The 21,822-nt window shown below is 72.1% G+C and carries 19 protein-coding genes; 15 read left to right on the plus strand and 4 right to left on the minus strand.

Annotation, left to right across the window (positions count from 1 at the left end; translation table 11 throughout):
* The 8 genes from carB to metK all read left to right on the plus strand — a co-directional run.
* On the plus strand, window positions 1-2,373 hold a 2,373-nt coding region (carB, locus tag ACFVYS_RS34930), incomplete at its 5' end, for a carbamoyl-phosphate synthase large subunit (RefSeq protein WP_389508691.1).
* A gap of 78 nt (window positions 2,374-2,451) precedes the next feature.
* Window positions 2,452-3,558 carry a quinone-dependent dihydroorotate dehydrogenase gene (locus tag ACFVYS_RS34935; protein WP_389508693.1) on the plus strand — a complete coding sequence of 369 codons (1,107 nt, stop codon included), beginning with the start codon at window positions 2,452-2,454 and terminating at the stop codon, window positions 3,556-3,558.
* Complete coding sequence (gene pyrF, locus ACFVYS_RS34940) at window positions 3,555-4,397, plus strand: orotidine-5'-phosphate decarboxylase (RefSeq protein WP_389508695.1); 843 nt, start codon at window positions 3,555-3,557, stop codon at window positions 4,395-4,397. The genes ACFVYS_RS34935 and pyrF overlap by 4 nt, the downstream gene beginning before the upstream one ends.
* Window positions 4,398-4,676: 279 nt before the next feature.
* On the plus strand, window positions 4,677-5,000 hold the full coding sequence (locus tag ACFVYS_RS34945) for an integration host factor (RefSeq protein ID WP_003977346.1): 324 nt from the start codon (window positions 4,677-4,679) through the stop codon (window positions 4,998-5,000).
* Between the two features lie 61 nt (window positions 5,001-5,061).
* Window positions 5,062-5,655: a guanylate kinase gene (gene gmk, locus ACFVYS_RS34950; protein WP_351767172.1), complete on the plus strand. Its 594-nt coding sequence runs from the start codon at window positions 5,062-5,064 to the stop codon at window positions 5,653-5,655.
* 52 nt (window positions 5,656-5,707) lie between these two features.
* A complete protein-coding gene (rpoZ, locus tag ACFVYS_RS34955; protein ID WP_003988945.1) occupies window positions 5,708-5,980 on the plus strand; it encodes a DNA-directed RNA polymerase subunit omega in 273 nt (90 codons plus the stop codon).
* A 122-nt stretch (window positions 5,981-6,102) separates the two neighbouring features.
* Complete coding sequence (gene coaBC, locus ACFVYS_RS34960) at window positions 6,103-7,305, plus strand: bifunctional phosphopantothenoylcysteine decarboxylase/phosphopantothenate--cysteine ligase CoaBC (protein WP_389508698.1); 1,203 nt, start codon at window positions 6,103-6,105, stop codon at window positions 7,303-7,305.
* Window positions 7,306-7,545: 240 nt separating this feature from the next.
* Window positions 7,546-8,754 carry a methionine adenosyltransferase gene (gene metK / locus ACFVYS_RS34965; protein ID WP_389508700.1) on the plus strand — a complete coding sequence of 403 codons (1,209 nt, stop codon included), beginning with the start codon at window positions 7,546-7,548 and terminating at the stop codon, window positions 8,752-8,754.
* A gap of 66 nt (window positions 8,755-8,820) precedes the next feature.
* On the opposite strand, the gene ACFVYS_RS34970 is transcribed toward metK, so the two are convergent.
* The gene (locus tag ACFVYS_RS34970; RefSeq protein WP_389508702.1) at window positions 8,821-9,486 is read right to left on the minus strand and encodes a hypothetical protein; all 666 of its coding nucleotides are present in this window, start codon (window positions 9,484-9,486) and stop codon (window positions 8,821-8,823) included.
* Window positions 9,487-9,572: 86 nt separating this feature from the next.
* Between ACFVYS_RS34970 and ACFVYS_RS34975 the strand changes: the two genes are divergently transcribed.
* Complete coding sequence (locus tag ACFVYS_RS34975; RefSeq protein WP_389508704.1) at window positions 9,573-11,726, plus strand: primosomal protein N'; 2,154 nt, start codon at window positions 9,573-9,575, stop codon at window positions 11,724-11,726.
* Window positions 11,727-11,868: 142 nt separating this feature from the next.
* On the opposite strand, the gene ACFVYS_RS34980 is transcribed toward ACFVYS_RS34975, so the two are convergent.
* Window positions 11,869-12,510, minus strand: a complete 642-nt coding sequence (locus ACFVYS_RS34980; RefSeq protein ID WP_389508706.1) for a hypothetical protein — start codon at window positions 12,508-12,510, stop codon at window positions 11,869-11,871.
* 223 nt (window positions 12,511-12,733) lie between these two features.
* Here ACFVYS_RS34980 and fmt point away from each other — a divergent pair, with 223 nt between their 5' ends.
* Both fmt and ACFVYS_RS34990 read left to right on the plus strand, forming a co-directional pair.
* Window positions 12,734-13,666 carry a methionyl-tRNA formyltransferase gene (fmt, locus tag ACFVYS_RS34985; protein WP_389508707.1) on the plus strand — a complete coding sequence of 311 codons (933 nt, stop codon included), beginning with the start codon at window positions 12,734-12,736 and terminating at the stop codon, window positions 13,664-13,666.
* Between the two features lie 201 nt (window positions 13,667-13,867).
* Window positions 13,868-15,295 (plus strand): RsmB/NOP family class I SAM-dependent RNA methyltransferase, encoded by a 1,428-nt coding sequence (locus ACFVYS_RS34990; protein ID WP_389508709.1) that lies wholly within the window; start codon window positions 13,868-13,870, stop codon window positions 15,293-15,295.
* A gap of 87 nt (window positions 15,296-15,382) precedes the next feature.
* Here ACFVYS_RS34990 and argG read toward each other — a convergent pair whose 3' ends face one another.
* Window positions 15,383-16,837, minus strand: a complete 1,455-nt coding sequence (argG, locus tag ACFVYS_RS34995) for an argininosuccinate synthase (RefSeq protein WP_389508710.1) — start codon at window positions 16,835-16,837, stop codon at window positions 15,383-15,385.
* A gap of 66 nt (window positions 16,838-16,903) precedes the next feature.
* Window positions 16,904-19,066, minus strand: a complete 2,163-nt coding sequence (locus tag ACFVYS_RS35000) for an MMPL family transporter (RefSeq protein ID WP_389508712.1) — start codon at window positions 19,064-19,066, stop codon at window positions 16,904-16,906.
* A 161-nt stretch (window positions 19,067-19,227) separates the two neighbouring features.
* Between ACFVYS_RS35000 and rpe the strand changes: the two genes are divergently transcribed.
* From rpe to ACFVYS_RS35020, 4 genes are all read left to right on the plus strand, one after another.
* The gene (gene rpe, locus ACFVYS_RS35005; protein ID WP_389508714.1) at window positions 19,228-19,914 is read left to right on the plus strand and encodes a ribulose-phosphate 3-epimerase; all 687 of its coding nucleotides are present in this window, start codon (window positions 19,228-19,230) and stop codon (window positions 19,912-19,914) included.
* Window positions 19,915-20,004: 90 nt separating this feature from the next.
* Entirely contained in the window at window positions 20,005-21,048 is a 1,044-nt protein-coding gene (locus ACFVYS_RS35010; protein WP_389508716.1) for a sugar-binding transcriptional regulator, read from the plus strand.
* A gap of 49 nt (window positions 21,049-21,097) precedes the next feature.
* Window positions 21,098-21,517, plus strand: a complete 420-nt coding sequence (locus ACFVYS_RS35015) for a ribonuclease domain-containing protein (protein WP_389508718.1) — start codon at window positions 21,098-21,100, stop codon at window positions 21,515-21,517.
* Entirely contained in the window at window positions 21,514-21,819 is a 306-nt protein-coding gene (locus ACFVYS_RS35020; RefSeq protein ID WP_314222064.1) for a barstar family protein, read from the plus strand. Before ACFVYS_RS35015 ends, ACFVYS_RS35020 begins: the two co-directional genes overlap by 4 nt.
* Window positions 21,820-21,822: the final 3 nt, after the last annotated feature.

Raw genomic sequence — 21,822 nt, forward strand, 5'->3', positions numbered from 1 at the left:
TCCTCGGCCCTGGCCTCCAAGGCCACCGGCTTCCCGATCGCCAAGATCGCCGCCAAGCTCGCCGTCGGCTACACCCTCGACGAGATCCCCAACGACATCACGCTGGAGACCCCGGCCTCCTTCGAGCCGACGCTCGACTACGTGGTCGTGAAGGCCCCGCGCTTCGCCTTCGAGAAGTTCCCGAGCGCCGACTCCACGCTGACCACGACCATGAAGTCGGTCGGCGAGGCCATGGCCATCGGCCGCAACTTCACCGAGGCCTTCCAGAAGGCGCTGCGCTCGCTGGAGAAGAAGGGCAGCCAGTTCACGTTCGTCGGCGAGCCCGGCGACAAGGAAGAGCTGCTGCGCGAGGCCGTACGGCCCACCGACGGCCGGATCAACACCGTCATGCAGGCCATCCGCGCGGGCGCCACCCCCGAGGAGGTCTTCGAGTTCACGAAGATCGACCCCTGGTTCGTCGACCAGCTCTTCCTCATCAAGGAGACCGCCGACGAGCTGGCCGCCTCCGACCGCCTCGACGTCGAGCTGCTCGCCGAGGCCAAGCGGCACGGCTTCTCCGACCAGCAGATCGCCGAGATCCGCGGGCTGCGCGAGGACGTCGTCCGTGAGGTCCGGCACGCGCTGGGCATCCGCCCGGTCTACAAGACGGTCGACACCTGCGCCGCCGAGTTCGCCGCGAAGACGCCGTACTTCTACTCCTCCTACGACGAGGAGAGCGAGGTCGCGCCCCGCGAGAAGCCCGCGGTGATCATCCTGGGCTCCGGCCCGAACCGCATCGGCCAGGGCATCGAGTTCGACTACTCCTGCGTCCACGCCTCCTTCGCGCTGTCCGAGGCCGGGTACGAGACCGTGATGGTCAACTGCAACCCGGAGACCGTCTCCACCGACTACGACACCTCCGACCGCCTGTACTTCGAGCCGCTGACGCTGGAAGACGTGCTGGAGATCGTGCACGCGGAGTCGCTGGCAGGACCCATCGCCGGCGTCGTCGTCCAGCTCGGCGGCCAGACCCCGCTGGGCCTGGCGCAGGCGCTGAAGGACAACGGCGTGCCGATCGTCGGCACCTCCCCCGAGGCCATCCACGCGGCCGAGGACCGGGGCGCCTTCGGGCGCGTGCTCGCCGAGGCCGGTCTGCCGGCCCCGAAGCACGGCACGGCCACCACCTTCACCGAGGCCAAGGCCATCGCGGACGAGATCGGCTACCCGGTCCTGGTGCGTCCGTCGTACGTGCTCGGCGGCCGCGGCATGGAGATCGTCTACGACGAGACCCGGCTGTCCTCCTACATCGCCGAGTCGACCGAGATCAGCCCCACCCGGCCGGTGCTCGTCGACCGCTTCCTCGACGACGCCATCGAGATCGACGTCGACGCCCTCTACGACGGCGAGGAGCTGTACCTCGGCGGCGTCATGGAGCACATCGAGGAGGCCGGCATCCACTCCGGCGACTCGGCGTGCGCCCTGCCCCCCATCACCCTGGGCGGCTTCGACATCAAGCGCCTGCGGGCCTCAACGGAGGCGATCGCCAAGGGCGTCGGCGTGCGCGGTCTGATCAACATCCAGTTCGCGATGGCCGGCGACATCCTCTACGTCCTGGAGGCCAACCCGCGCGCGTCCCGCACGGTCCCCTTCACCTCGAAGGCGACCGCGGTGCCGCTGGCGAAGGCCGCCGCCCGGATCTCGCTCGGCGCGACCGTCGCCGAGCTGCGCGCCGAGGGACTGCTCCCGGCCACCGGCGACGGCGGTGAGCTGCCGCTGGACGCGCCGATCTCCGTCAAGGAGGCCGTGATGCCGTGGACCCGCTTCCGGGACACCTCCGGCCGCGGCGTCGACACCGTCCTCGGCCCGGAGATGCGCTCCACCGGCGAGGTCATGGGCATCGACTCCGTCTTCGGCACGGCGTACGCCAAGTCGCAGGCCGGCGCGTACGGCCCGCTGCCCACCAAGGGCCGCGCGTTCATCTCGGTGGCGAACCGCGACAAGCGCTCGATGATCTTCCCGGCCCGTGAGCTGGTCGCCCACGGCTTCGAGCTGCTCGCCACCTCCGGCACGGCCGAGGTGCTCAGGCGCAACGGCCTCACCGCGAAGGTCGTGCGCAAGCAGTCCGAGGGCACCGGCCCGAACGGCGAGAAGACGATCGTCCAGCTCATCCACGACGGCGAGGTCGACCTCATCGTCAACACCCCGTACGGCACCGGTGGCCGCCTCGACGGCTACGAGATCCGTACGGCGGCCGTGGCGCGGTCCGTGCCCTGCCTGACGACGGTCCAGGCGCTCGCCGCGGCCGTCCAGGGCATCGACGCCCTCAACCACGGGGACGTGGGCGTGCGCTCACTCCAGGAACACGCGGAACACCTGACCGCGGCCCGCGACTAGCAGCCCTCAGGGGGACACCGGAAACGGTGTCCCCCTCTTCATGACACCTCTTCGCGAGGCTCCTTGGAGGACATGATCATGTACAAGCAATTCTTCCGGCTGGTCTTCCAGCGGATGGACCCCGAGCGCGCCCACCACCTGGCCTTCCGCTGGATCCGGCTCGCCGTGCGGATCCCGGTGCTGCGCACGTTCGTCGCGGCCGCCCTGGCCCCCCGTTACGAGGAACTGCGCACCGAGGCCTTCGGGCTGCGCATGCACGGCCCCTTCGGACTCGCCGCCGGCTTCGACAAGAACGCCGTCGCGATCGACGGGATGTCGATGCTGGGCTTCGACCACGTCGAGATCGGCACGGTCACCGGCGAGCCGCAGCCCGGCAACCCCGCCCAGCGGCTGTTCCGGCTCGTGAAGGACAGGGGCCTCATCAACAGGATGGGCTTCAACAACGAGGGCTCGCTGGCCGTCGCCGCCCGCCTGGCCTCCCGTACCCCGGTCTTCAAGCCCGTGGTGGGCGTCAACATCGGCAAGACCAAGGTCGTACCGGAGGAGGAGGCCGTCGGCGACTACGTGAAGTCGACCGAGCGGCTCGCGCCGTACGCCGACTACCTGGTCGTCAACGTGTCCTCGCCGAACACCCCGGGGCTGCGCAACCTCCAGGCCACCGAGGCGCTGCGGCCGCTGCTGAGCGCCGTCCGCGAGGCCGCCGACCGCGTGGTGACCTCGCGGCGGGTCCCGCTGCTGGTCAAGATCGCCCCGGACCTGGCCGACGAGGACGTCGACGCGGTCGCCGACCTGGCCGTGGAACTCGGCCTGGACGGGATCATCGCCACCAACACCACCATCGCGCGCGAGGGCCTCGGGCTGACCTCCGACCCCTCGCTGGTGAAGGAGACCGGCGGACTGTCCGGGGCGCCCCTCAAGGCACGCTCCCTGGAGGTGCTGCGCCGCCTCTACGCGCGCGTGGGCGACCGCGTCACCCTGGTGGGCGTCGGCGGCGTGGAGGACGCCGAGGACGCCTGGCAGCGCATCCTGGCCGGTGCCACGCTGGTCCAGGGATACAGCGCCTTCGTCTACGAGGGGCCCTTCTGGGGCCGTGCGATCCACAAGGGCCTGGCCGCCCGCCTGCGGACGAGCCCCTACGCCACTCTCGCCGACGCGGTCGGCGCCGACGTGAGGAAGACGGCATGACCCTGGAGCCCTTCGGCGCGCGGCTGCGCCGGGCCATGGACGAACGTGGCCCGCTCTGCGTCGGCATCGACCCGCACGCCTCCCTGCTCGCCGAGTGGGGCCTGAACGACGATGTGGCCGGCCTGGAGCGGTTCAGCCGCACGGTCGTCGAGGCGACGGCCGACCGGGTCGCCCTGCTGAAGCCGCAGATCGCCTTCTTCGAGCGGTTCGGCTCACGCGGTATCGCCGTCCTGGAGAAGACGGTGCAGGAGGCCCGGGCGGCCGGCGCCCTGGTGGTGATGGACGCCAAGCGCGGTGACATCGGCTCCACCATGGCCGCGTACGCCGAGTCCTTCCTGCACAAGGACGCCCCGCTGTTCTCCGACGCCCTCACCGTGTCGCCGTACCTCGGGTACGGATCCCTGGCCCCGGCGGTGGCGTCGGCGCGCGAGAGCGGCGCCGGGCTGTTCGTGCTGGCGCTGACCTCGAACCCGGAGGGCGGCGAGGTCCAGCACGCGGTGCGGGCCGACGGGCGGGACGTGGGCGCGACGATGCTGGCGCACCTGGCCGCGGAGAACGCGGGGGAGGAGCCGCTGGGCTCCTTCGGGGCGGTGGTCGGCGCCACCCTGGGCGACCTCTCGACGTACGACCTCGACATCAACGGTCCGCTCCTCGCGCCGGGCGTCGGCGCTCAGGGGGCGACCCCGGCCGACCTTCCGCGGGTCTTCGGGTCCGCGGTGCGCAACGTCGTACCGAACGTGAGTCGGGGTGTGTTGCGTCACGGTCCCGACATCGTCGCTCTGCGTGACGCGGTACATCGATTCGCGCGAGAGGTCAGGTCGGCCGTGGACGCCGCCTGACGGGCGTCGGCCGCCCGACCGGGGGCTCGGTCGGGCGGCTCCGCGGCGACTTGAGTCTGGATACATCCTCAAATCCGGGGCACTATGTCTTAAATGTCCGGCCTGATGGAGGCTGACCAGGACTTTTCCTTGGTTCTCGCTGACTCTGGCGGAGTTGGCCGCTAGTCTCCGACGGAGAGTGAACGGGCAGCGCGTGTTGCTCGTAACTCACCAGGTGTGGGGCGACTAGGTTCCTCACCGGTCCGTATCCGACAGTTCGACATCCGAGGTGACGTAGGCGTGGCTCTTCCGCCCCTTACCCCCGAACAGCGCGCAGCCGCGCTCGAAAAGGCCGCCGCGGCTCGCCGGGAGCGGGCCGAGGTCAAGAATCGACTCAAGCACTCCGGCGCCTCGCTTCACGAGGTCATCAAGCAGGGTCAGGAAAACGACGTCATCGGCAAGATGAAGGTCTCCGCCCTTCTGGAGTCGCTCCCGGGCGTGGGCAAGGTCCGCGCCAAGCAGATCATGGAGCGACTCGGCATCTCCGAGAGCCGCCGCGTGCGCGGCCTCGGTTCCAACCAGATCGCGTCCCTGGAGCGTGAGTTCGGCAGCACCGGCTCCTGATTCCCGGGTGCCGCGGGGAAGGGAGTCCCGGGCACTCCGGGATTGCTGGAATAATCGCTGCATGGCAGTAAAACTCCGGGGGACGACCCCCGAAACCCCGGACGCACGTCCGCGGCTGACCGTGCTCTCCGGCCCCTCCGGGGTCGGCAAGAGCACGGTCGTCGCTCATATGCGCAAGGAACACCCCGAGGCCTGGCTCTCGGTGTCGGCGACGACCCGCAGGCCGCGGCCCGGCGAGAAGCACGGAGTCCACTACTTCTTCGTCACCGACGAGGAGATGGACAAGCTGATCGCCAACGGCGAGCTGCTGGAGTGGGCCGAGTTCGCGGGCAACCGCTACGGCACTCCGCGCACCGCGGTGCTGGAGCGCCTGGAGTCGGGTGAGCCCGTCCTCCTGGAGATCGACCTCCAGGGTGCCCGGCAGGTCCGTGAGTCCATGCCCGAGGCCCAACTGGTGTTCCTGGCCCCTCCCTCCTGGGAGGAACTGGTGCGCAGGCTCACCGGGCGGGGCACCGAACCGCCCGAGGTGATCGAGCGCCGCCTGGCGGCGGCGAAGATCGAACTCGCGGCCGAGCCGGAGTTCGACGTGACCCTGGTCAACACCTCCGTCGAGGACGTCGCGCGTGAGCTGCTAGCCTTGGTCGATGTTGTGTGATTACGAGCCTGTGATCACGACCGGTCTTTTCCCATCCATCGGAAGGTAGAGCGTGTCCTCTTCCATCTCCGCGCCCGAGGGCATCATCAACCCGCCGATCGACGAGCTCCTCGAGGCCACCGACTCGAAGTACAGCCTCGTGATCTACGCGGCCAAGCGGGCCCGCCAGATCAACGCGTACTACTCGCAGCTCGGCGAGGGCCTCCTCGAGTACGTCGGTCCGCTCGTGGACACCCACGTCCACGAGAAGCCGCTCTCGATCGCCCTCCGCGAGATCAACGCCGGTCTGCTGACGTCCGAGGCCGTCGAAGGCCCCGCTCAGTAGTATTTTCGGTTCGCAGTTGGTTTTTCCACAGGCCCGGCAGCACGACTGCCGGGCCTGTGGTGTCTCATGGACTCGTACGCCGGGAGCCGCGGCGTACGTTTTCCGAGGTCCGGGGAGAAACGGTGGACAAGCCGAAGGTCGTTCTGGGGGTCAGTGGGGGCATCGCCGCCTACAAGGCCTGCGAGCTGCTGCGCAGACTGACCGAGTCGGGCCATGACGTCCGGGTGGTCCCCACCGCCTCCGCGCTGCACTTCGTCGGCGCCGCCACCTGGTCCGCCCTCTCCGGCCACCCCGTCTCCACGGAGGTCTGGGACGACGTCCACGAGGTCCCGCACGTCCGCATCGGCCAGCACGCCGACCTGGTGGTCGTCGCCCCGGCCACCGCGGACATGCTCGCCAAGGCCGCCCACGGCCTCGCCGACGACCTCCTCACCAACACCCTCCTGACGGCCCGCTGTCCGGTCGTCTTCGCCCCCGCGATGCACACCGAGATGTGGGAGCACCCGGCCACCCAGGAGAACGTGGCGACACTGCGCCGCCGGGGCGCCCTCGTCATCGAGCCGGCCGTCGGCCGGCTCACCGGCGTCGACACCGGCAAGGGGCGGCTGCCCGACCCGGCCGAGATCTTCGAGGTCTGCCGCCGGGTCCTGGCCAGGGGGGTGCGCGAACCCGACCTCGCCGGCCGGCACGTCGTGGTCAGCGCCGGCGGCACCCGCGAGCCCCTCGACCCGGTCCGCTTCCTCGGCAACCGCTCCTCCGGCAAGCAGGGCTACGCCCTCGCCCGCACCGCCGCCGCCCGCGGCGCCCGCGTCACGCTGATCGCGGCGAACACCGGTCTGCCCGACCCGGCCGGGGTCGACGTCGTCCAGGTCGGCACGGCCGTGCAGCTGCGCGAGGCGGTCCTCAAGGCGGCCGCGGACGCCGACGCGGTCGTCATGGCGGCCGCAGTGGCCGATTTCCGGCCGGAGACATACGCGGCCGGAAAGATCAAGAAGCAGGACGGCCGGGAACCGGACCCCATCGTTCTCGTACGGAATCCGGACATCCTCGCGGAGGTCTCCGCCGACCGGGCGCGCTCCAACCAGGTGGTTGTCGGCTTCGCGGCCGAGACCGACGACGTCCTGGCCAACGGCCGGTCGAAGCTCCGGCGCAAGGGCTGCGATCTGCTGGTGGTGAACGAGGTGGGGGAGCGCAAGACCTTCGGCTCCGAGGAGAACGAAGCGGTCGTGCTGGGGGCCGACGGCAGCGAAATCCCCGTGCCGTACGGGCCCAAGGAGGCCCTGGCCGAAACCGTGTGGGACCTGGTGACGCGGCGGCTGGACTGACTGTTTGATGCGCTTCCCCGTCGTCCTCCCGCTCGGTCGATTCGGGTGCGGCGCCCCTGGCCAACGGTGCTCGGCATTCGGCAGAATGCCCGTGCCGCAGGTCACAGCGCTCCCGAGAGGCGAGACGGGTGGCCCGGTGGAGGGGCACGACCGATAAACTGTTCTCGGACGACGCCGGGCGCAGCTCCTGTCGCGTCCGCCAATGATCAGCCAGCAGCCGCTGCAACCCCAGGGAGCGTTGTGTCCCGTCGCCTGTTCACCTCGGAGTCTGTGACCGAGGGTCACCCCGACAAGATCGCTGACCAGATCAGCGACACCATTCTCGATGCCCTGCTGCGCGAGGACCCGGCCTCCCGGGTCGCCGTCGAGACCCTGATCACGACCGGTCTGGTGCATGTGGCCGGCGAGGTCACCACCAAGGCCTACGCGCCGATCCCCCAGCTCGTGCGCGACAAGATCCTCGAGATCGGCTACGACTCCTCGAAGAAGGGCTTCGACGGCGCCTCCTGCGGCGTCTCGGTCTCCATCGGCGCGCAGTCCCCGGACATCGCCCAGGGTGTCGACACGGCGTACGAGAACCGCGTCGAGGGCGACGAGGACGAGCTGGACCGCCAGGGCGCCGGCGACCAGGGCCTGATGTTCGGCTACGCGTCGGACGAGACCCCCACCCTGATGCCGCTGCCGATCTTCCTGGCGCACCGGCTGTCGAAGCGCCTGTCGGACGTCCGCAAGAACGGGACCATCCCCTACCTGCGTCCCGACGGCAAGACCCAGGTCACCATCGAGTACGACGGCGACAAGGCCCTCCGTCTCGACACGGTCGTCGTCTCCTCGCAGCACGCGAGCGACATCGACCTGGACTCCCTGCTGGCCCCGGACATCCGGGAGTTCGTGGTGGAGGTCGAGCTGAAGGCGCTCCTGGACGAGGGCATCAAGCTCGACACCGAGAACTACCGTCTGCTGGTCAACCCGACCGGGCGCTTCGAGATCGGCGGCCCGATGGGCGACGCCGGCCTCACCGGCCGCAAGATCATCATCGACACCTACGGCGGCATGGCCCGGCACGGCGGCGGCGCCTTCTCCGGCAAGGACCCGTCCAAGGTCGACCGTTCCGCGGCGTACGCGATGCGCTGGGTCGCCAAGAACGTGGTCGCCGCGGGCCTCGCCGCGCGCTGCGAGGTGCAGGTCGCCTACGCGATCGGCAAGGCCGAGCCGGTCGGTCTCTTCGTGGAGACCTTCGGCACCGCCAAGGTCGACGCCGAGAAGATCGAGAAGGCCATCGACGAGGTCTTCGACCTGCGCCCGGCCGCGATCATCCGCGACCTCGACCTGCTGCGTCCGATCTACGCCCAGACCGCCGCGTACGGCCACTTCGGCCGTGAGCTGCCCGACTTCACGTGGGAGCGCACGGACCGCGTGGACGCGCTGCGCAAGGCCGCGGGACTGTAGGTCCGCCCCGGCACGACGTGTGGGCCCGGCCTCCTCAGGGAGGCCGGGCCTCGGCGTTTGCGCGGGTCACCGCCGCGGGTAGCCGGTCTGCTCGACGACCTTCGCCAGGTCGGTCAGGGCGAGCTCGGGGTTCAGGACGGCGATCACCGCCGGGGTCAGCGGACGGGAGGCGAGCACGTGCCGGAGGGCCTCCGGATCGACCGGGACCTCGTAGTGGTCCTCAGCCCACTGCTGGAAGGCCGACGGCGAGCGGTCGGTGAGCAGCCGGAACAGGTGCGCGGCGCCGTCCGGGTCGTCCGCCGGGTGGTCGGGGAAGTCGATCGTGCCCGTGGACCAGCCGTCGTCGGCCCTCTCGCGCCACAGACAGGCGGTGGCGACGGGCATCCCGTCCTCGTCGGTGAACGCCGGCTCCTCGACGCAGGACCGGAACACCTCGGGGACGTCGTCCAGCACTCCGGGCCAGGGGCCGTCCTGCGCGTAGGGGCTCATGGGCGACTCGTGGGCGAAGCCGCGGATCCAGGCGCCGGCGGGGGAGAAGACGATGTCGTACTCGTCACCCGAACCGTCGCGCAGGGACGCCGTCTCCTCGGCCTCCGACCAGTGGGCGTCGAAGGCGTGGTGGCGGTCGGTCCCATCGGGGCTCAGGATCGCCTCCAGTACGGCCAGCGCACGGCAGTGGTCCCGCAGGAGATCGACGGCGGGCAGCTTCGGGGCAACGTCCTGAACGGTCACGTGCCCATCCAACCGCCTGCGGCCGGACGGGGAACAGATCTTCGGCGGAAGGACCGTTGTCAGTGGCGTTTGGTAAAAATGCAAGCGTGAGCAGCGAGAACGGGCAGGGGGACGGCGGTGCGGCCGGGGAGGGCGCGCCGCCCGAGCAGCTCGCGCTGATCCGGGAGAGCGTGCGGCAGGCCAAGGCGCCGCGGGCCAAGCCCCGGACCTGGCGGGGGGCCGCGCTGGCCGGGGAGCTGCCGGTCGCGCGGGTGCTCGTCGACAAGGGTGTGCTGCATCTGGACCGGTACTTCGACTACGCGGTGCCGGCCGAGCTGGACGCCGACGCCCAGCCGGGGGTGCGGGTGCGGGTGCGGTTCGGGGCCGGGCGCGGCCGGGTGCGGGAAGGGCGGCGCGAGGGCGGCGGGCTCATCGACGGGTTCCTCGTCGAGCGGCTCGCCGCGTCGGACTACTCCGGGCCGCTCGCGGCGCTCGCCCAGGTGGTGTCGCCCGAGCCGGTGCTGAGCGAGGAGCTGCTGGGACTGGCGCGGGCCGTCGCCGACCGGTACGCGGGGAGCCTGGCCGACGTCCTTCAGCTGGCTGTGCCGCCACGTAACGCGCGCGCCGAGCAGCGCCCCTCCCCGGCGCCGCTGCCGCCGCCGGGGGCGCCGGAGACCGGGTCCTGGGGGCGGTACGAGCGAGGGGGCGCGTTCCTCGAGGCGCTGGCGTCCGGGGGCGCGCCCCGGGCGGTGTGGAACGCGCTGCCCGGCCCCCGGTGGAGCGAGGAGCTGGCGCGGGCCGTCGCCGCGACGCTCGCCTCGGGGCGCGGGGCCCTGGTCGTCGTACCCGACGGGCGGGCCGCCGCACGGGTCGACGCCGCCTTGACGGCATTGCTGGGGGAGGGACGGCACGCACTGCTCACCGCGGACGCCGGGCCCGAGAAGCGGTACCGGGAGTGGCTCGCCGTACGGCGGGGTTCCGTGCGGGCGGTCGTCGGCACGCGTGCCGCGATGTTCGCGCCGGTCCGGAACCTCGGTCTGGTCGCCCTCTGGGACGACGGGGACGACAGCCACAGCGAGCAGCACGCGCCGCAGCCCCATGCGCGCGAGGTGCTGCTGCTGCGGGCCGCGCAGGACAAGTGCGGTTTCCTGATGGGGGGTTGGAGCTGCACCGTGGAGGGCGCGCAGCTCGTCGAGAGCGGGTGGGCGCGGCCGTTGATCGCCGCGCGGGAGCAGGTGCGGCACAGCGCTCCGCTGGTGCGCACCGTGGGCGACCAGGACCTCGCGCGGGACGAGGCCGCCCGGGCCGCCCGGCTGCCCACCCTCGCCTGGCAGGCGGCCCGGGAGGGGCTGCGGCACGGGCCGGTGCTCGTCCAGGTGCCCCGGCGGGGCTATGTGCCGCGGATGGCGTGTGCGCAGTGCCGGGCCGCCGCCCGGTGCCGGCACTGCTCCGGGCCGTTGGAGGCGCGGGACGGGGGTGCGGTGTGGTGCGGTTGGTGCGGGCGTGAGGAGAGTGCCTGGCACTGTCCGGAGTGCGGCTCGTTCCGCCTGCGGGCACAGATCGTGGGGGCCCGGCGGACCGCCGAGGAGCTGGGGCGGGCGTTTCCCGCAGTGCCGGTGCGGACGTCGGGGCGTGAGCAGGTGCTGGACACCGTGCCGGAGGCGCCCGCGCTCGTCGTGTCCACGCCCGGGGCCGAGCCGGTCGCCGAGGGCGGGTACGCGGCCGCGCTGCTGCTGGACGGCTGGGCCATGCTCGGGCGACCCGACCTGAGGGCCGGGGAGGACGCGCTGCGCCGCTGGATCGCGGCCGCCGCGCTCGTACGGCCGTCGGGGGAGGGGGGAACCGTGGTGGTCGTCGCCGAGCCGACCCTGCGGCCCGTCCAGGCGCTGGTGCGCTGGGATCCGGTGGGACACGCGGTGCGGGAGCTCTCCGAGCGGGCCGAGCTGGGCTTTCCGCCGGTGTCGCGGATGGCGGCGGTGTCGGGGACGGCGGAGGCCGTGACCGCGTTCCTGGACGCCGTCGAACTGCCGTCGGAGGCGGAGCTGCTGGGGCCGGTTCCGGTGCCGGCGGGCCCGGCGGGGCAGCCTCGGCGGCCGGGGGCGCCGCCCCCGGGGGAGGAGTGGGAACGGGCGCTGCTCCGGGTGCCGCCCGGGAGGGGCGCCGCGCTGGCCGCCGCGCTGAAGACGGCGCAGGCGGCTCGGATGGCGCGGGGCGGCGAGGAGGCCGTACGGGTGCGGATCGATCCCCCGGACATCGGCTGAGGGACGACGCGGAGTCGGCGCCGGTGCGGTGGGGGCGCGGTGGGGGGAGGGCCGGGCGTGCGACTGCCCTCTCGGGCGTGGGCCGAGAGGGCAGGGTGGGGAGGGGACGGGGTGGGGAGTGCTCGGTGCGGGATGCGGTGCGTCAGCCGTTGCGCGGGCCGGGGAAGGCGGTCGGCCTCGCCTCGTCGCGCAGGGCCGGGCTGCCGACCTCGCGCAAGGCAGGGCTGCCGACGTCTCGCAGGGCCGGGGCGCCGGCCTCGCGCAGGGCCGGGGTCCCCGCGTCGCGCAGGGCCGGGCTGCCGGCCGTCGGCTGGGTCGGCATCGAGCGGGCGGCCGGAACCGTGGGAACCGTCGGGATGCCCGTGTTCACGGTGACCGTGCGGGCGGCGGTGGGCTCGGCGGGTCGCTCGGCCTCGGCGGTGGCGGCCTGGGCCGCGGCCCGGCGGGCGCCGTAGCGGCGGTGTACGGCCTGCTTGGTGACCCCGAGGGCGGAGCCCACCGCGTCCCACGAGAAGCCGAGCGAACGGTCGAAGTCCACCGCCGCGGTGACCAGGGTCTCGACGCTGTCCCGCAGCTCCTGGGCGAGGCGGACCGTGGGGGCGGGGGCGCGTCCGTAGACGACGAAGCCCGTGGACGGGCCGGAGCGGCGGGGGCGGTAGACGTTGCCCAGCTGGGCGGTGAGGGTGCGCAGTGCGTCCACCTGCCGTCGGACGCGCTCGATGTCCCGCACCAGCAAGTGCAGGCTGGCCCGGGCCTGGGCGTCGTGGGTTGCATGGTCGGCCATGAACAAGCCTCTCGAACCGGCGTTGAAGAAGGTGTGGTCAACTCTTTCTTGACCAACGCGGGTTCGCGCCGCTGGTCACGGTGTGGGGGCGTATGGGCATATGCGTACGCCCCCCGGGGGTCGCGGCTCGTGGGGCCTCCCGCCCGTCGGCGGCCCGCCCGGTCGGCGTCATAAACTTGTGCGTTGCCCGTCGTCCGTCCCGCCCGAGAGGCCCCGCCCACTCATGAAGCTCGTCTTCGCCGGTACCCCCGAGGTCGCCGTTCCCGCCCTGGACGCTCTGATCGCCTCCGGGCGGCACGAGGTGGCCGCCGTCGTCACGCGGCCCGACGCGCCGGCCGGCCGGGGGCGCAGGCTGATCGCCTCTCCCGTCGCCCAGCGCGCCCAGGAGGCGGGCATCGAAGTGCTGAGGCCCGCCAAGCCGCGCGACCCGGAGTTCCTGGAGCGGCTGAGGGAGATCGCGCCCGACTGCTGTCCCGTCGTGGCCTACGGGGCGCTGCTGCCCAGGGTGGCGCTGGACATCCCGGCCCATGGCTGGGTCAACCTGCACTTCTCGCTGCTGCCGGCCTGGCGCGGGGCCGCTCCCGTGCAGCACGCCGTCATGGCGGGGGACGAGATCACCGGCGCGTCCACCTTCCTCATCGAGGAGGGACTCGACTCGGGGCCGGTCTACGGGACGGTCACCGAGGAGATCCGGCCCACCGACACCAGCGGTGACCTGCTCACGCGGCTGGCCTTCGCCGGCAGCGGGCTGCTCGCCGCGACCATGGACGGGATCGAGGACGGCACCCTGAAGGCCGTTCCCCAGCCGGGCGAGGGGATCACCCTCGCGCCGAAGATCACCGTCGAGGACGCCCAGGTCGACTGGACCACCCCGGCCCTGCGGGTCGACCGCGTCGTGCGCGGCTGCACCCCGGCCCCCGGCGCCTGGACCGTCTTCCGCGGGGAGCGGCTCAAGCTCATCCAGGTCCAGCCGGTTCCCGAGCGGACCGATCTCGCCCCGGGCGCGCTGCTCGTCGGCAAGAACAGCGTGCACGTCGGCACCGGCTCGTACGCGGTCGAGCTGCTGTGGGTGCAGGCGCAGGGCAAGAAGCCGATGCGGGCCGCCGACTGGGCCCGGGGCGCCCGGATCGGGGAAGGGGAGGCCGTCGGGGCGTAACGCTCCTGCACAAGCGCCGCCGGGTCCGTGAGCCCCGCCGGTCCGTGAGCCCCGCCCGCGGTCCGCGGCCCGGCTCCGCGGCCCCCGCGGCGGCAAGCCCGCCCGGCGTACCACCGACGTACGCTGGACGCACCTTTCCTCCTTTCCTCCTTTGGCCTTTCCCTTTTCCTTCTTCTCTTCTGCAATCCGGAGCACCTTTTCGTGAGCGACCAGCCCCACCGTTCCCGCAAGCCGGGCAAGCCCTACCGCCGGCCTCAGAAGGACCCCGTCCGCATGCTCGCCTTCGAGGCACTGCGGGCCGTGGACGAGCGGGACGCGTACGCCAACCTCGTGCTGCCGCCGCTGCTGCGCAAGGCGCGCGAGAAGGAGGGACCCGACAAGTTCGACGCACGGGACGCCGCCCTCGCCACCGAGCTGGTCTACGGGACGCTGCGCCGGCAGGGGACGTACGACGCCGTCATCTCCGCGTGTGTCGACCGGCCGCTGCGCGAGGTCGATCCGCCGGTCCTCGATGTGCTGAGTCTCGGCGTGCATCAGCTGCTCGGGACACGTATCCCGACCCATGCGGCCGTGTCCGCCTCCGTGGAGCTGGCCCGGGTCGTGCTCGGCGACGGACGCGCCAAGTTCGTCAACGCCGTGCTGCGCAAGGTCGCGGCGCACGATCTCGACGAGTGGCTCGACAAGGTCGCTCCGCCCTACGACGACGATCCCGAGGACCACCTCGCCGTCGTGCACTCGCACCCCCGCTGGGTGGTCTCCGCGCTGTGGGACTCCCTCGGCGGCGGGCGGGCCGGCATCGAGGACCTGCTGGCGGCGGACAACGAGCGGCCCGAGGTCACGCTCGTCGCCCGGCCCGGGCGGGCCACCACCGAGGAGCTGCTCCGGGAGGAGGCCTCGGTCGCCGGGCGCTGGTCGCCGTACGCCGTGCGGCTCACCGAGGGCGGTGAGCCCGGGGCCATCGACGCCGTACGGGACGGGCGGGCGGGCGTGCAGGACGAGGGCAGCCAGCTCGTGGCGCTCGCGCTGGCGAACGTGCCGCTCGACGGGCCCGACGCGTTGTGGCTGGACGGGTGTGCCGGGCCCGGTGGCAAGGCGGCGTTGCTCGCCGCCCTCGCCGCCGAACGGGGGGCCGCGCTGCTCGCCTCCGAGAAGCAGCCGCACCGCGCGAAGCTCGTCGCCAAGGCGCTGGCCGGCAACCCCGGCCCCTACCAGGTCATCGCGGCCGACGGGACCCGGCCGCCGTGGCGGCCCGGCTCCTTCGACCGGGTGCTGATGGACGTGCCGTGCACGGGCCTCGGCGCCCTGCGGCGGCGGCCCGAGGCCCGCTGGCGGCGCAGGCCGGAGGACCTCGACGGGTTCGGGCCGCTCCAGCGCGGGCTGCTGCGGACCGCGCTGGACTCCGTGCGGGTCGGGGGCGTCGTCGGGTACGCCACCTGTTCGCCGCACCTCGCCGAGACCCGGTCGGTCGTCTCCGACGTCCTCAAGCAGTACCCGGAGGCCGAGCTGATCGACGCGCGGCCGCTGCTGCCGGGCGTACCCGAGCTGGGTGACGGGCCCGACGTCCAGCTGTGGCCGCATCTGCACGGGACCGACGCCATGTACCTGGCGTTGATCAGGAAGACGGGCTGAGGCCCGCGCGGACGGACACGCGAGAAGGCCGGCCCCACGTCGACGGCGTGGGGCCGGCCTTCTGCACGGGCGGGTGCCCTCGCGGGGTCAGTCCGTGCCGAACTCCATCGCGGCGCGGTCCAGCAGCTGGTCGTCGTCGGAGACCTCGCCGCGGGAGGCGATGGCCTCGGCGCCACCCTCCGGCAGTTCCGTCATGGTGCCGATGAGACCGGTCGCGGCCGCTTGATCGGCGCCGATCGCGGGGCTGCCGGTGCCGATCAGACCGAGCGTGGCGTACTGCTCCAGCTTGGCGCGCGAGTCGGCGATGTCGAGGTTGCGCATGGTGAGCTGGCCGATCCGGTCCACCGGGCCGAACGCGGAGTCCTCGGTGCGCTCCATGGACAGCTTGTCCGGGTGGTAGCTGAAGGCCGGGCCGACGGTGTTGAGGATCGAGTAGTCCTCACCGCGCCGCAGTCGCAGCGTCACCTCGCCGGTGACGGCCGCGCCGACCCAGCGCTGGAGCGACTCGCGCACCATCAGGGCCTGCGGGTCCAGCCAGCGGCCCTCGTACATCAGCCGGCCGAGGCGCCGTCCCTCGTTGTAGTACTGGGCGAGGGTGTCCTCGTTGTGGATCGCGTTGACGAGACGCTCGTAGGCCGCGTGCAGCAGGGCCATGCCGGGCGCCTCGTAGATGCCGCGGCTCTTGGCCTCGATGATGCGGTTCTCGATCTGGTCCGACATGCCGAGGCCGTGGCGGCCGCCGATGGCGTTGGCCTCCATCACCAGATCGACGGGGGAGGCGAACTCCTTGCCGTTGATCGTCACGGGGCGGCCCTGGTCGAAGCCGATCGTCACGTCCTCGGTGGCGATCTCGACCGACGGGTCCCAGAACCGCACGCCCATGATGGGCTCGACGGTCTCGACGCCGGTGTCCAGGTGCTCCAGGGTCTTCGCCTCGTGGGTGGCGCCCCAGATGTTGGCGTCGGTGGAGTACGCCTTCTCCGTGCTGTCCCGGTAGGGCAGGTCGTGGGCGACGAGCCACTCCGACATTTCCTTGCGGCCGCCGAGCTCGGTCACGAAGTCCGCGTCCAGCCAGGGTTTGTAGATCCGCAGGTGCGGGTTGGCCAGCAGGCCGTAGCGGTAGAACCGCTCGATGTCGTTGCCCTTGAAGGTCGAGCCGTCGCCCCAGATCTGGACGTTGTCCTCGAGCATCGCCCGGACCAGGAGGGTGCCGGTGACGGCACGGCCGAGGGGCGTGGTGTTGAAGTAGGAGCGCCCGCCCGAGCGGATGTGGAACGCCCCGCAGGTGAGTGCGGCCAGGCCCTCCTCGACGAGTGCGGCGCGGCAGTCGACCAGGCGCGCGATCTCGGCGCCGTAGGTCTTCGCGCGGCCGGGCACCGAGGCGATGTCGGGCTCGTCGTACTGGCCGATGTCGGCGGTGTAGGTGCACGGGACGGCACCCTTGTCGCGCATCCACGCGACCGCGACCGAGGTGTCGAGCCCGCCGGAGAAGGCGATGCCGACGCGCTCGCCGGCGGGAAGGGAGGTGAGGACCTTGGACATAGGAAGATTATGCATGAACTCGCATGGTCATGCAAAGGGTGGAGGTTGACGGACCCGCTCGGCCTCTCAGGGCTCGGTGCTCTCGGCCGGCTGCGCGGGGCCCGTGGTGCCTGTGGGTCCCTTCGACAGGGTCGCGTGGCTCTCCCGGGCCAGCCGGTGCGGCCACCAGATCTTCGGTCCGATGTCCAGGAACAGGGAGGTGACGAGCACCGACCGCACGATGAAGGTGTCCAGGAGGACGCCCAGGGCCACCGCGAAGCCGATCTCCGCGAAGGCGACCATGGGAAGGGTGGCGAGGGCCGCGAAGGTGCCGGCCAGGACCAGGCCCGCCGAGGTGATCACCGAGCCGGTGGCCGCCAGGCCGGTCACCACGCCCTGCCGGGTGCCCTGGCGGGCGGCCTCCTCGCGGATCCGGGTGGTCAGGAAGATGTTGTAGTCGATGCCCAGGGCGACCAGGAACACGAAGACGAACAGCGGGAAGTCCGTCGACTCGCCCGCGTAGTCGAAGAGGTGACGGAACGCCAGCGCGCTGAGGCCCAGGGCCGCGGCGAAGGACAGGATCACCGTCCCGACCAGCAGCAGCGGGGCGATCAGGGAGCGCAGCAGGGCACCCAGGATGAGCAGGACCACGGCCAGGACCAGCGGGATGATCAGCAGGTTGTCGTGCGTGGTCGCCTTGTCCATGTCGAGCAGCGCCGCCGTGCCGCCGCCCACCTTGGCGTCGGCGTCCGGTATCTCGTGCACCGCGTCCCGGACCCGTTCCACGGTCTGCTTGGCGGCCTCGCTGTCGGCCGGGTCGGTCATGGTCGCCTCGAACAGCACCTGGCCGTCGTGGACGGGTTTCGTGCCCGGCGGCAGGCCGAGGGAGGTCGGCACGACGCCCTCCGTCCCCGCGACCGCGCGTTTCACCTGCCCGGCCCGGGGCTGGTCGGCGATGACGACCAGCGGGTCGCCGCTGCCCGCCGGGAAGTACTTCGCCGACACCTCCTGGCCCGTGATCGAGTCCGGTGTGCCGGTGAACGCGTCCGCGTTGCCGATGCCCTCGGCGCGCAGCTGGATCAGGCCCAGCGAGCAGACCGCCAGGACCAGCGCCGTCACGGCCCAGACCATGCGCGGGCGGCGGGCGATGCCACGGCCCGTGCGGGCCCAGACGCCGTGCTCGGTCGGGTCCGAGGAGCCGAAGTGCGGGATCGCCGGCCAGAAGATCCAGCGACCGCAGATCACCAGCAGGGCGGGGAAGAGCGTCATCATCGCCAGCAGCGCGACCGCCACGCCGATGGCCGCGACCGGACCCAGCCCGCGGGTGGAGTTCATCTCGGCGGCCAGCAGCATCAGCATGCTCAGGACGACCGTGGCGCCGGACGCCAGGACGGCCGGGCCCGCGCGGTGCAGCGCCAGGGCCATCGCCTCGTGCCGGTCCTCGTGCCGGCGCAGCTCCTCCCGGTAACGGGCCACCAGCAGCAGGGCGTAGTCGGTGCCCGCGCCGAACACGAGCACCGTGAGGATGCCCGCGCTCTGACCGTTCACCGTCAGGCCCGCGTGCTCGGCCAGGAAGTAGATCAGCGCCTGCGCGGTGAACAGGGCGGCGACCACGGCGAGCACCGGGACGACCAGGAGGGTGGGGCTGCGGTAGGTGATCAGGAGCATGATGACGACCACCCCCATCGCCGCCAGCAACAGGGTCGAGTCGATGCCCTCGAAGGCCTCGGAGAAGTCCGCCGAGGTACCGCCGGGTCCGGTGATGTGCACGGCCAGACCGGCGCCGCCCTCGCCGACGACGTCGCGGATCGAGTCGACGGCCGGGGCGATGCGCTCCCAGCCCTGCTCGTCCATGGTGATCGGCACGTAGATCTGGGCGGCGCGCGGGTCGGCCGGGCGGTCGTAGACCGGGCCGCGGGTCTCGGCGCCGCGGATGCCGTGGTCGGTGAGCTGCCTGAGCTGCGCCGCGTCCTCGGTGATCTGTGCCCGGTCCTCGGCCGTCAGGCCCCCGTCACGGGCGTAGACGACGACCGCGGGGATCTGCTCGGGCCTGAAGTCCTGCGAGATCTCCAGCACCTGGGTGGACTCCGCCGACCCCGGCAGCCAGGAGGCCGCGTCGTTGTCCTGGGCGTCGGTGAGCTTCTGGGCGAAGGGTGCCGTCAGGAACAGCAGCACCAGCCACAACGCCAGCACCAGCCACTTCGCACGCCGCCCGCAGACCAGGTGCGCGACACCGCGATTCTCGGCCATGCCTACCCTCCGAGCCGTTCTGTCACCACCGTGTGCGGCCGCCTCCCGCACGGGGCACGGGGCGCTGCGCGATCAGTCACAGCCGGTCCGCGGGCGACGAACCACGCTCCCCCCGCGGGACCGGTGCCCGCAACCCCCGGAGGGCATGGCAGGCTTGGGTCATGGCCGTGCAGATCAACCCCAGCATCCTGTCCGCCGACTTCGCCCGCCTCGCGGACGAGGCGGAGGCGGTCGCCGGAGCCGACTGGCTCCACGTCGACGTCATGGACAACCATTTCGTCCCGAACCTCACGCTCGGTGTGCCGGTCGTAGAGTCACTGGCCCGTGCGACGGACACCCCGCTGGACTGCCATCTGATGATCGAGGCCCCCGATCGCTGGGCCCCGCAGTACGTCGAGGCGGGTGCCTCGTCCGTCACCTTCCACGTCGAGGCCGCCGCCGCACCCGTGCGACTCGCCCGCGAGATCCGGGCGAAGGGCGCCCGTGCCTCCATGGCACTCAGGCCGGCTACGCCCATCGAGCCGTACGAGGACCTGCTGCCCGAACTCGACATGCTGCTGATCATGACGGTCGAGCCGGGCTTCGGGGGCCAGGCCTTCCTCGACATCATGCTCCCCAAGATCCGCCGCACCCGCGAGTTGATCAGCAAGCACGGCCTCGACCTGTGGCTCCAGATCGACGGCGGGGTCTCGGCCTCGACGATCGAGCGGTGCGCCGAGGCGGGCGCGGACGTGTTCGTGGCAGGCTCGGCCGTATACGGGGCGGACGACCCGGCGGAGGCGGTCCGTGGCCTGCGGGCTCAGGCGGAGGCGGCGACCGCCGGCGCCACCTGGGCATGTGGACACTGAACCAACCACTTACCGACAGGTATGTGAACGGCTCCCAACAGAGCTGATCAACTGCGCCGGATCTGCGAGGATGAACGGCGTATCCAGAGTGTGAACAGCAGTGAGGAGAACGCCGTGTCGGGTATGTCGGCGGGCCGGTCAGCCATGCGGATGGGACCCGCTGAGCTGGTGCAGGCGGCGGCCATGGCCCGCCGCTTCTACCTTGAGGGAAAGTCCAAGATCCAGATCGCGGAGGAGTTCGGCGTCAGCCGCTTCAAAGTGGCCCGGGTCCTGGAGACCGCCCTCGAACGGGATCTCGTACGGATCGAGATCCGCGTGCCGGCCGAGCTGGACGCGGAGCGCTCGGACGCGCTCCGTGCCCGCTACGGCCTCAGGCACGCCGTCGTGGTCGAGTCCCCGGCCGAGGCCGAGGAGACCACGGACCCCGAGAACCTGGGGGAAGTGGCAGCGGACCTGCTCGGCGAACTGGTCGACGAGGGGGACGTACTGGGGCTGGCCTGGGGCCGGTCCACCATTCACATGGCGGCGGCGCTGGACCGGCTGCCGCCGTGCACGGTCGTGCAGCTGACGGGCGTCTACGACGCCGGGACCGCGGAGCGCGGCTCGGTCGAGGCCGTCCGCCGTGCCGCCCAGGTGTCCGGCGGCGACGCGCACCCCATCTACGCGCCGATGCTGCTGCCGGACGCGGCCACCGCGGCCGCGTTGCGCCACCAGACCGGGATCGCCCGCGCCTTCGAGTACTTCGACAAGGTCACGGTCGCCTGTGTCTCCATCGGCTCCTGGGAGCCGGGCATCTCGACGGTGCACGACATGCTCAGCGATGAGGAGCGGGCGCACTACGCCTCGCTCGGGGTCGCCGCCGAGATGTCCGCGCACCTCTTCGACACCGAGGGCCGCCGGGTCGGTCGGGACCTGGGCGAGCGGTGCATCACGGTCAAGACCGACCAGCTGCGCCGGGTCCCCGAGGTCGTCGCGATCGCGGGCGGGCAGCGCAAGGCGGCCGCGATCGACGCGGTGCTCCGCTCCGGGCTCGTCACCAGCCTGGTGACGGACACCTCGGCGGCCGACTACCTGATGACGGCGGGGCCGACTCCGAAGCCCGCCCTCAACCGGACGGACCCGGACGGCATCTGATCCGCCGGGAATCAGGCCAGGTGGGGACGGCCGTGACAGCATCGAACGCATGCTGCTGCGGTTCGTCCCCCGCGTGCTCGTACGACTGCTCCTCCCGCTCGCCCTGCTCACCGGCTGTACGACGGGGGAGCCCGGCCCGCAGGACTCCACCGCGGCCGTCGCCACGGCCGCCGAGCCGTCCTGGGCCGGCGGCCTGGCCACGGTCCGGGAGTCCGAACTGCCCGCCGACGCCCGCCGGACGCTCCGGCTCATCGACGACGGCGGCCCCTTCCCGTACGCCAAGGACGGCGCCGTCTTCGGGAACTTCGAGGGGCTGCTGCCCGCGCACAAGCGGGGTTACTACCACGAATACACCGTCGAGACGCCGGGCTCGCGCGACCGCGGCGCCCGGCGCGTTGTCACCGGGCAGGGCGACGAGATCTACTACACCGATGATCACTACGACACCTTCCGGGCGGTGCTGAGATGACGCAGTTCGTGGTCACGCTGGATCTCGACGGGGTGACCGACAAGTCCGCCCTGATGGACCGCTGCGCCGACGCCCTCGGCCTGCCCGACTGGTTCGGGCGCAACTGGGACGCCCTCGCCGACAGCCTCACCGACCTCCAGGCCCCGCCCGGGGACGGCGGGCTCCAGATCGTCGTACGGAACTGGCGGCCGTACGCCGAGGCACGGCCGCAGGAGTGGGTGATCGCGCAGGACGTGTTCGCCCAGGCGGTCGACCAGGTGCCGGCGCTGTCCGTGCTGCTCGCCCTCGGAGGATCCTCCTAAGAC

It is taken from the genome of Streptomyces sp. NPDC058295 (genome assembly GCF_042880655.1).
GTDB classification, from domain to species: domain Bacteria; phylum Actinomycetota; class Actinomycetes; order Streptomycetales; family Streptomycetaceae; genus Streptomyces; species Streptomyces coriariae.

Bases quoted from the DNA above. Each gene is read 5' to 3' on its own strand.
- ACFVYS_RS34935 (WP_389508693.1), top strand. From the start codon at position 2,452: ATGTACAAGCAATTCTTCCGGCTGGTCTTCCAGCGGATGGACCCCGAG.
- pyrF (WP_389508695.1), top strand. From the start codon at position 3,555: ATGACCCTGGAGCCCTTCGGCGCGCGGCTGCGCCGGGCCATGGACGAA.
- gmk (WP_351767172.1), top strand. From the start codon at position 5,062: ATGGCAGTAAAACTCCGGGGGACGACCCCCGAAACCCCGGACGCACGT.
- ACFVYS_RS34980 (WP_389508706.1), bottom strand. From the start codon at position 12,510: ATGGCCGACCATGCAACCCACGACGCCCAGGCCCGGGCCAGCCTGCAC.
- fmt (WP_389508707.1), top strand. From the start codon at position 12,734: ATGAAGCTCGTCTTCGCCGGTACCCCCGAGGTCGCCGTTCCCGCCCTG.
- argG (WP_389508710.1), bottom strand. From the start codon at position 16,837: ATGTCCAAGGTCCTCACCTCCCTTCCCGCCGGCGAGCGCGTCGGCATC.
- ACFVYS_RS35000 (WP_389508712.1), bottom strand. From the start codon at position 19,066: ATGGCCGAGAATCGCGGTGTCGCGCACCTGGTCTGCGGGCGGCGTGCG.
- rpe (WP_389508714.1), top strand. From the start codon at position 19,228: ATGGCCGTGCAGATCAACCCCAGCATCCTGTCCGCCGACTTCGCCCGC.
- ACFVYS_RS35015 (WP_389508718.1), top strand. From the start codon at position 21,098: ATGCTGCTGCGGTTCGTCCCCCGCGTGCTCGTACGACTGCTCCTCCCG.
- ACFVYS_RS35020 (WP_314222064.1), top strand. From the start codon at position 21,514: ATGACGCAGTTCGTGGTCACGCTGGATCTCGACGGGGTGACCGACAAG.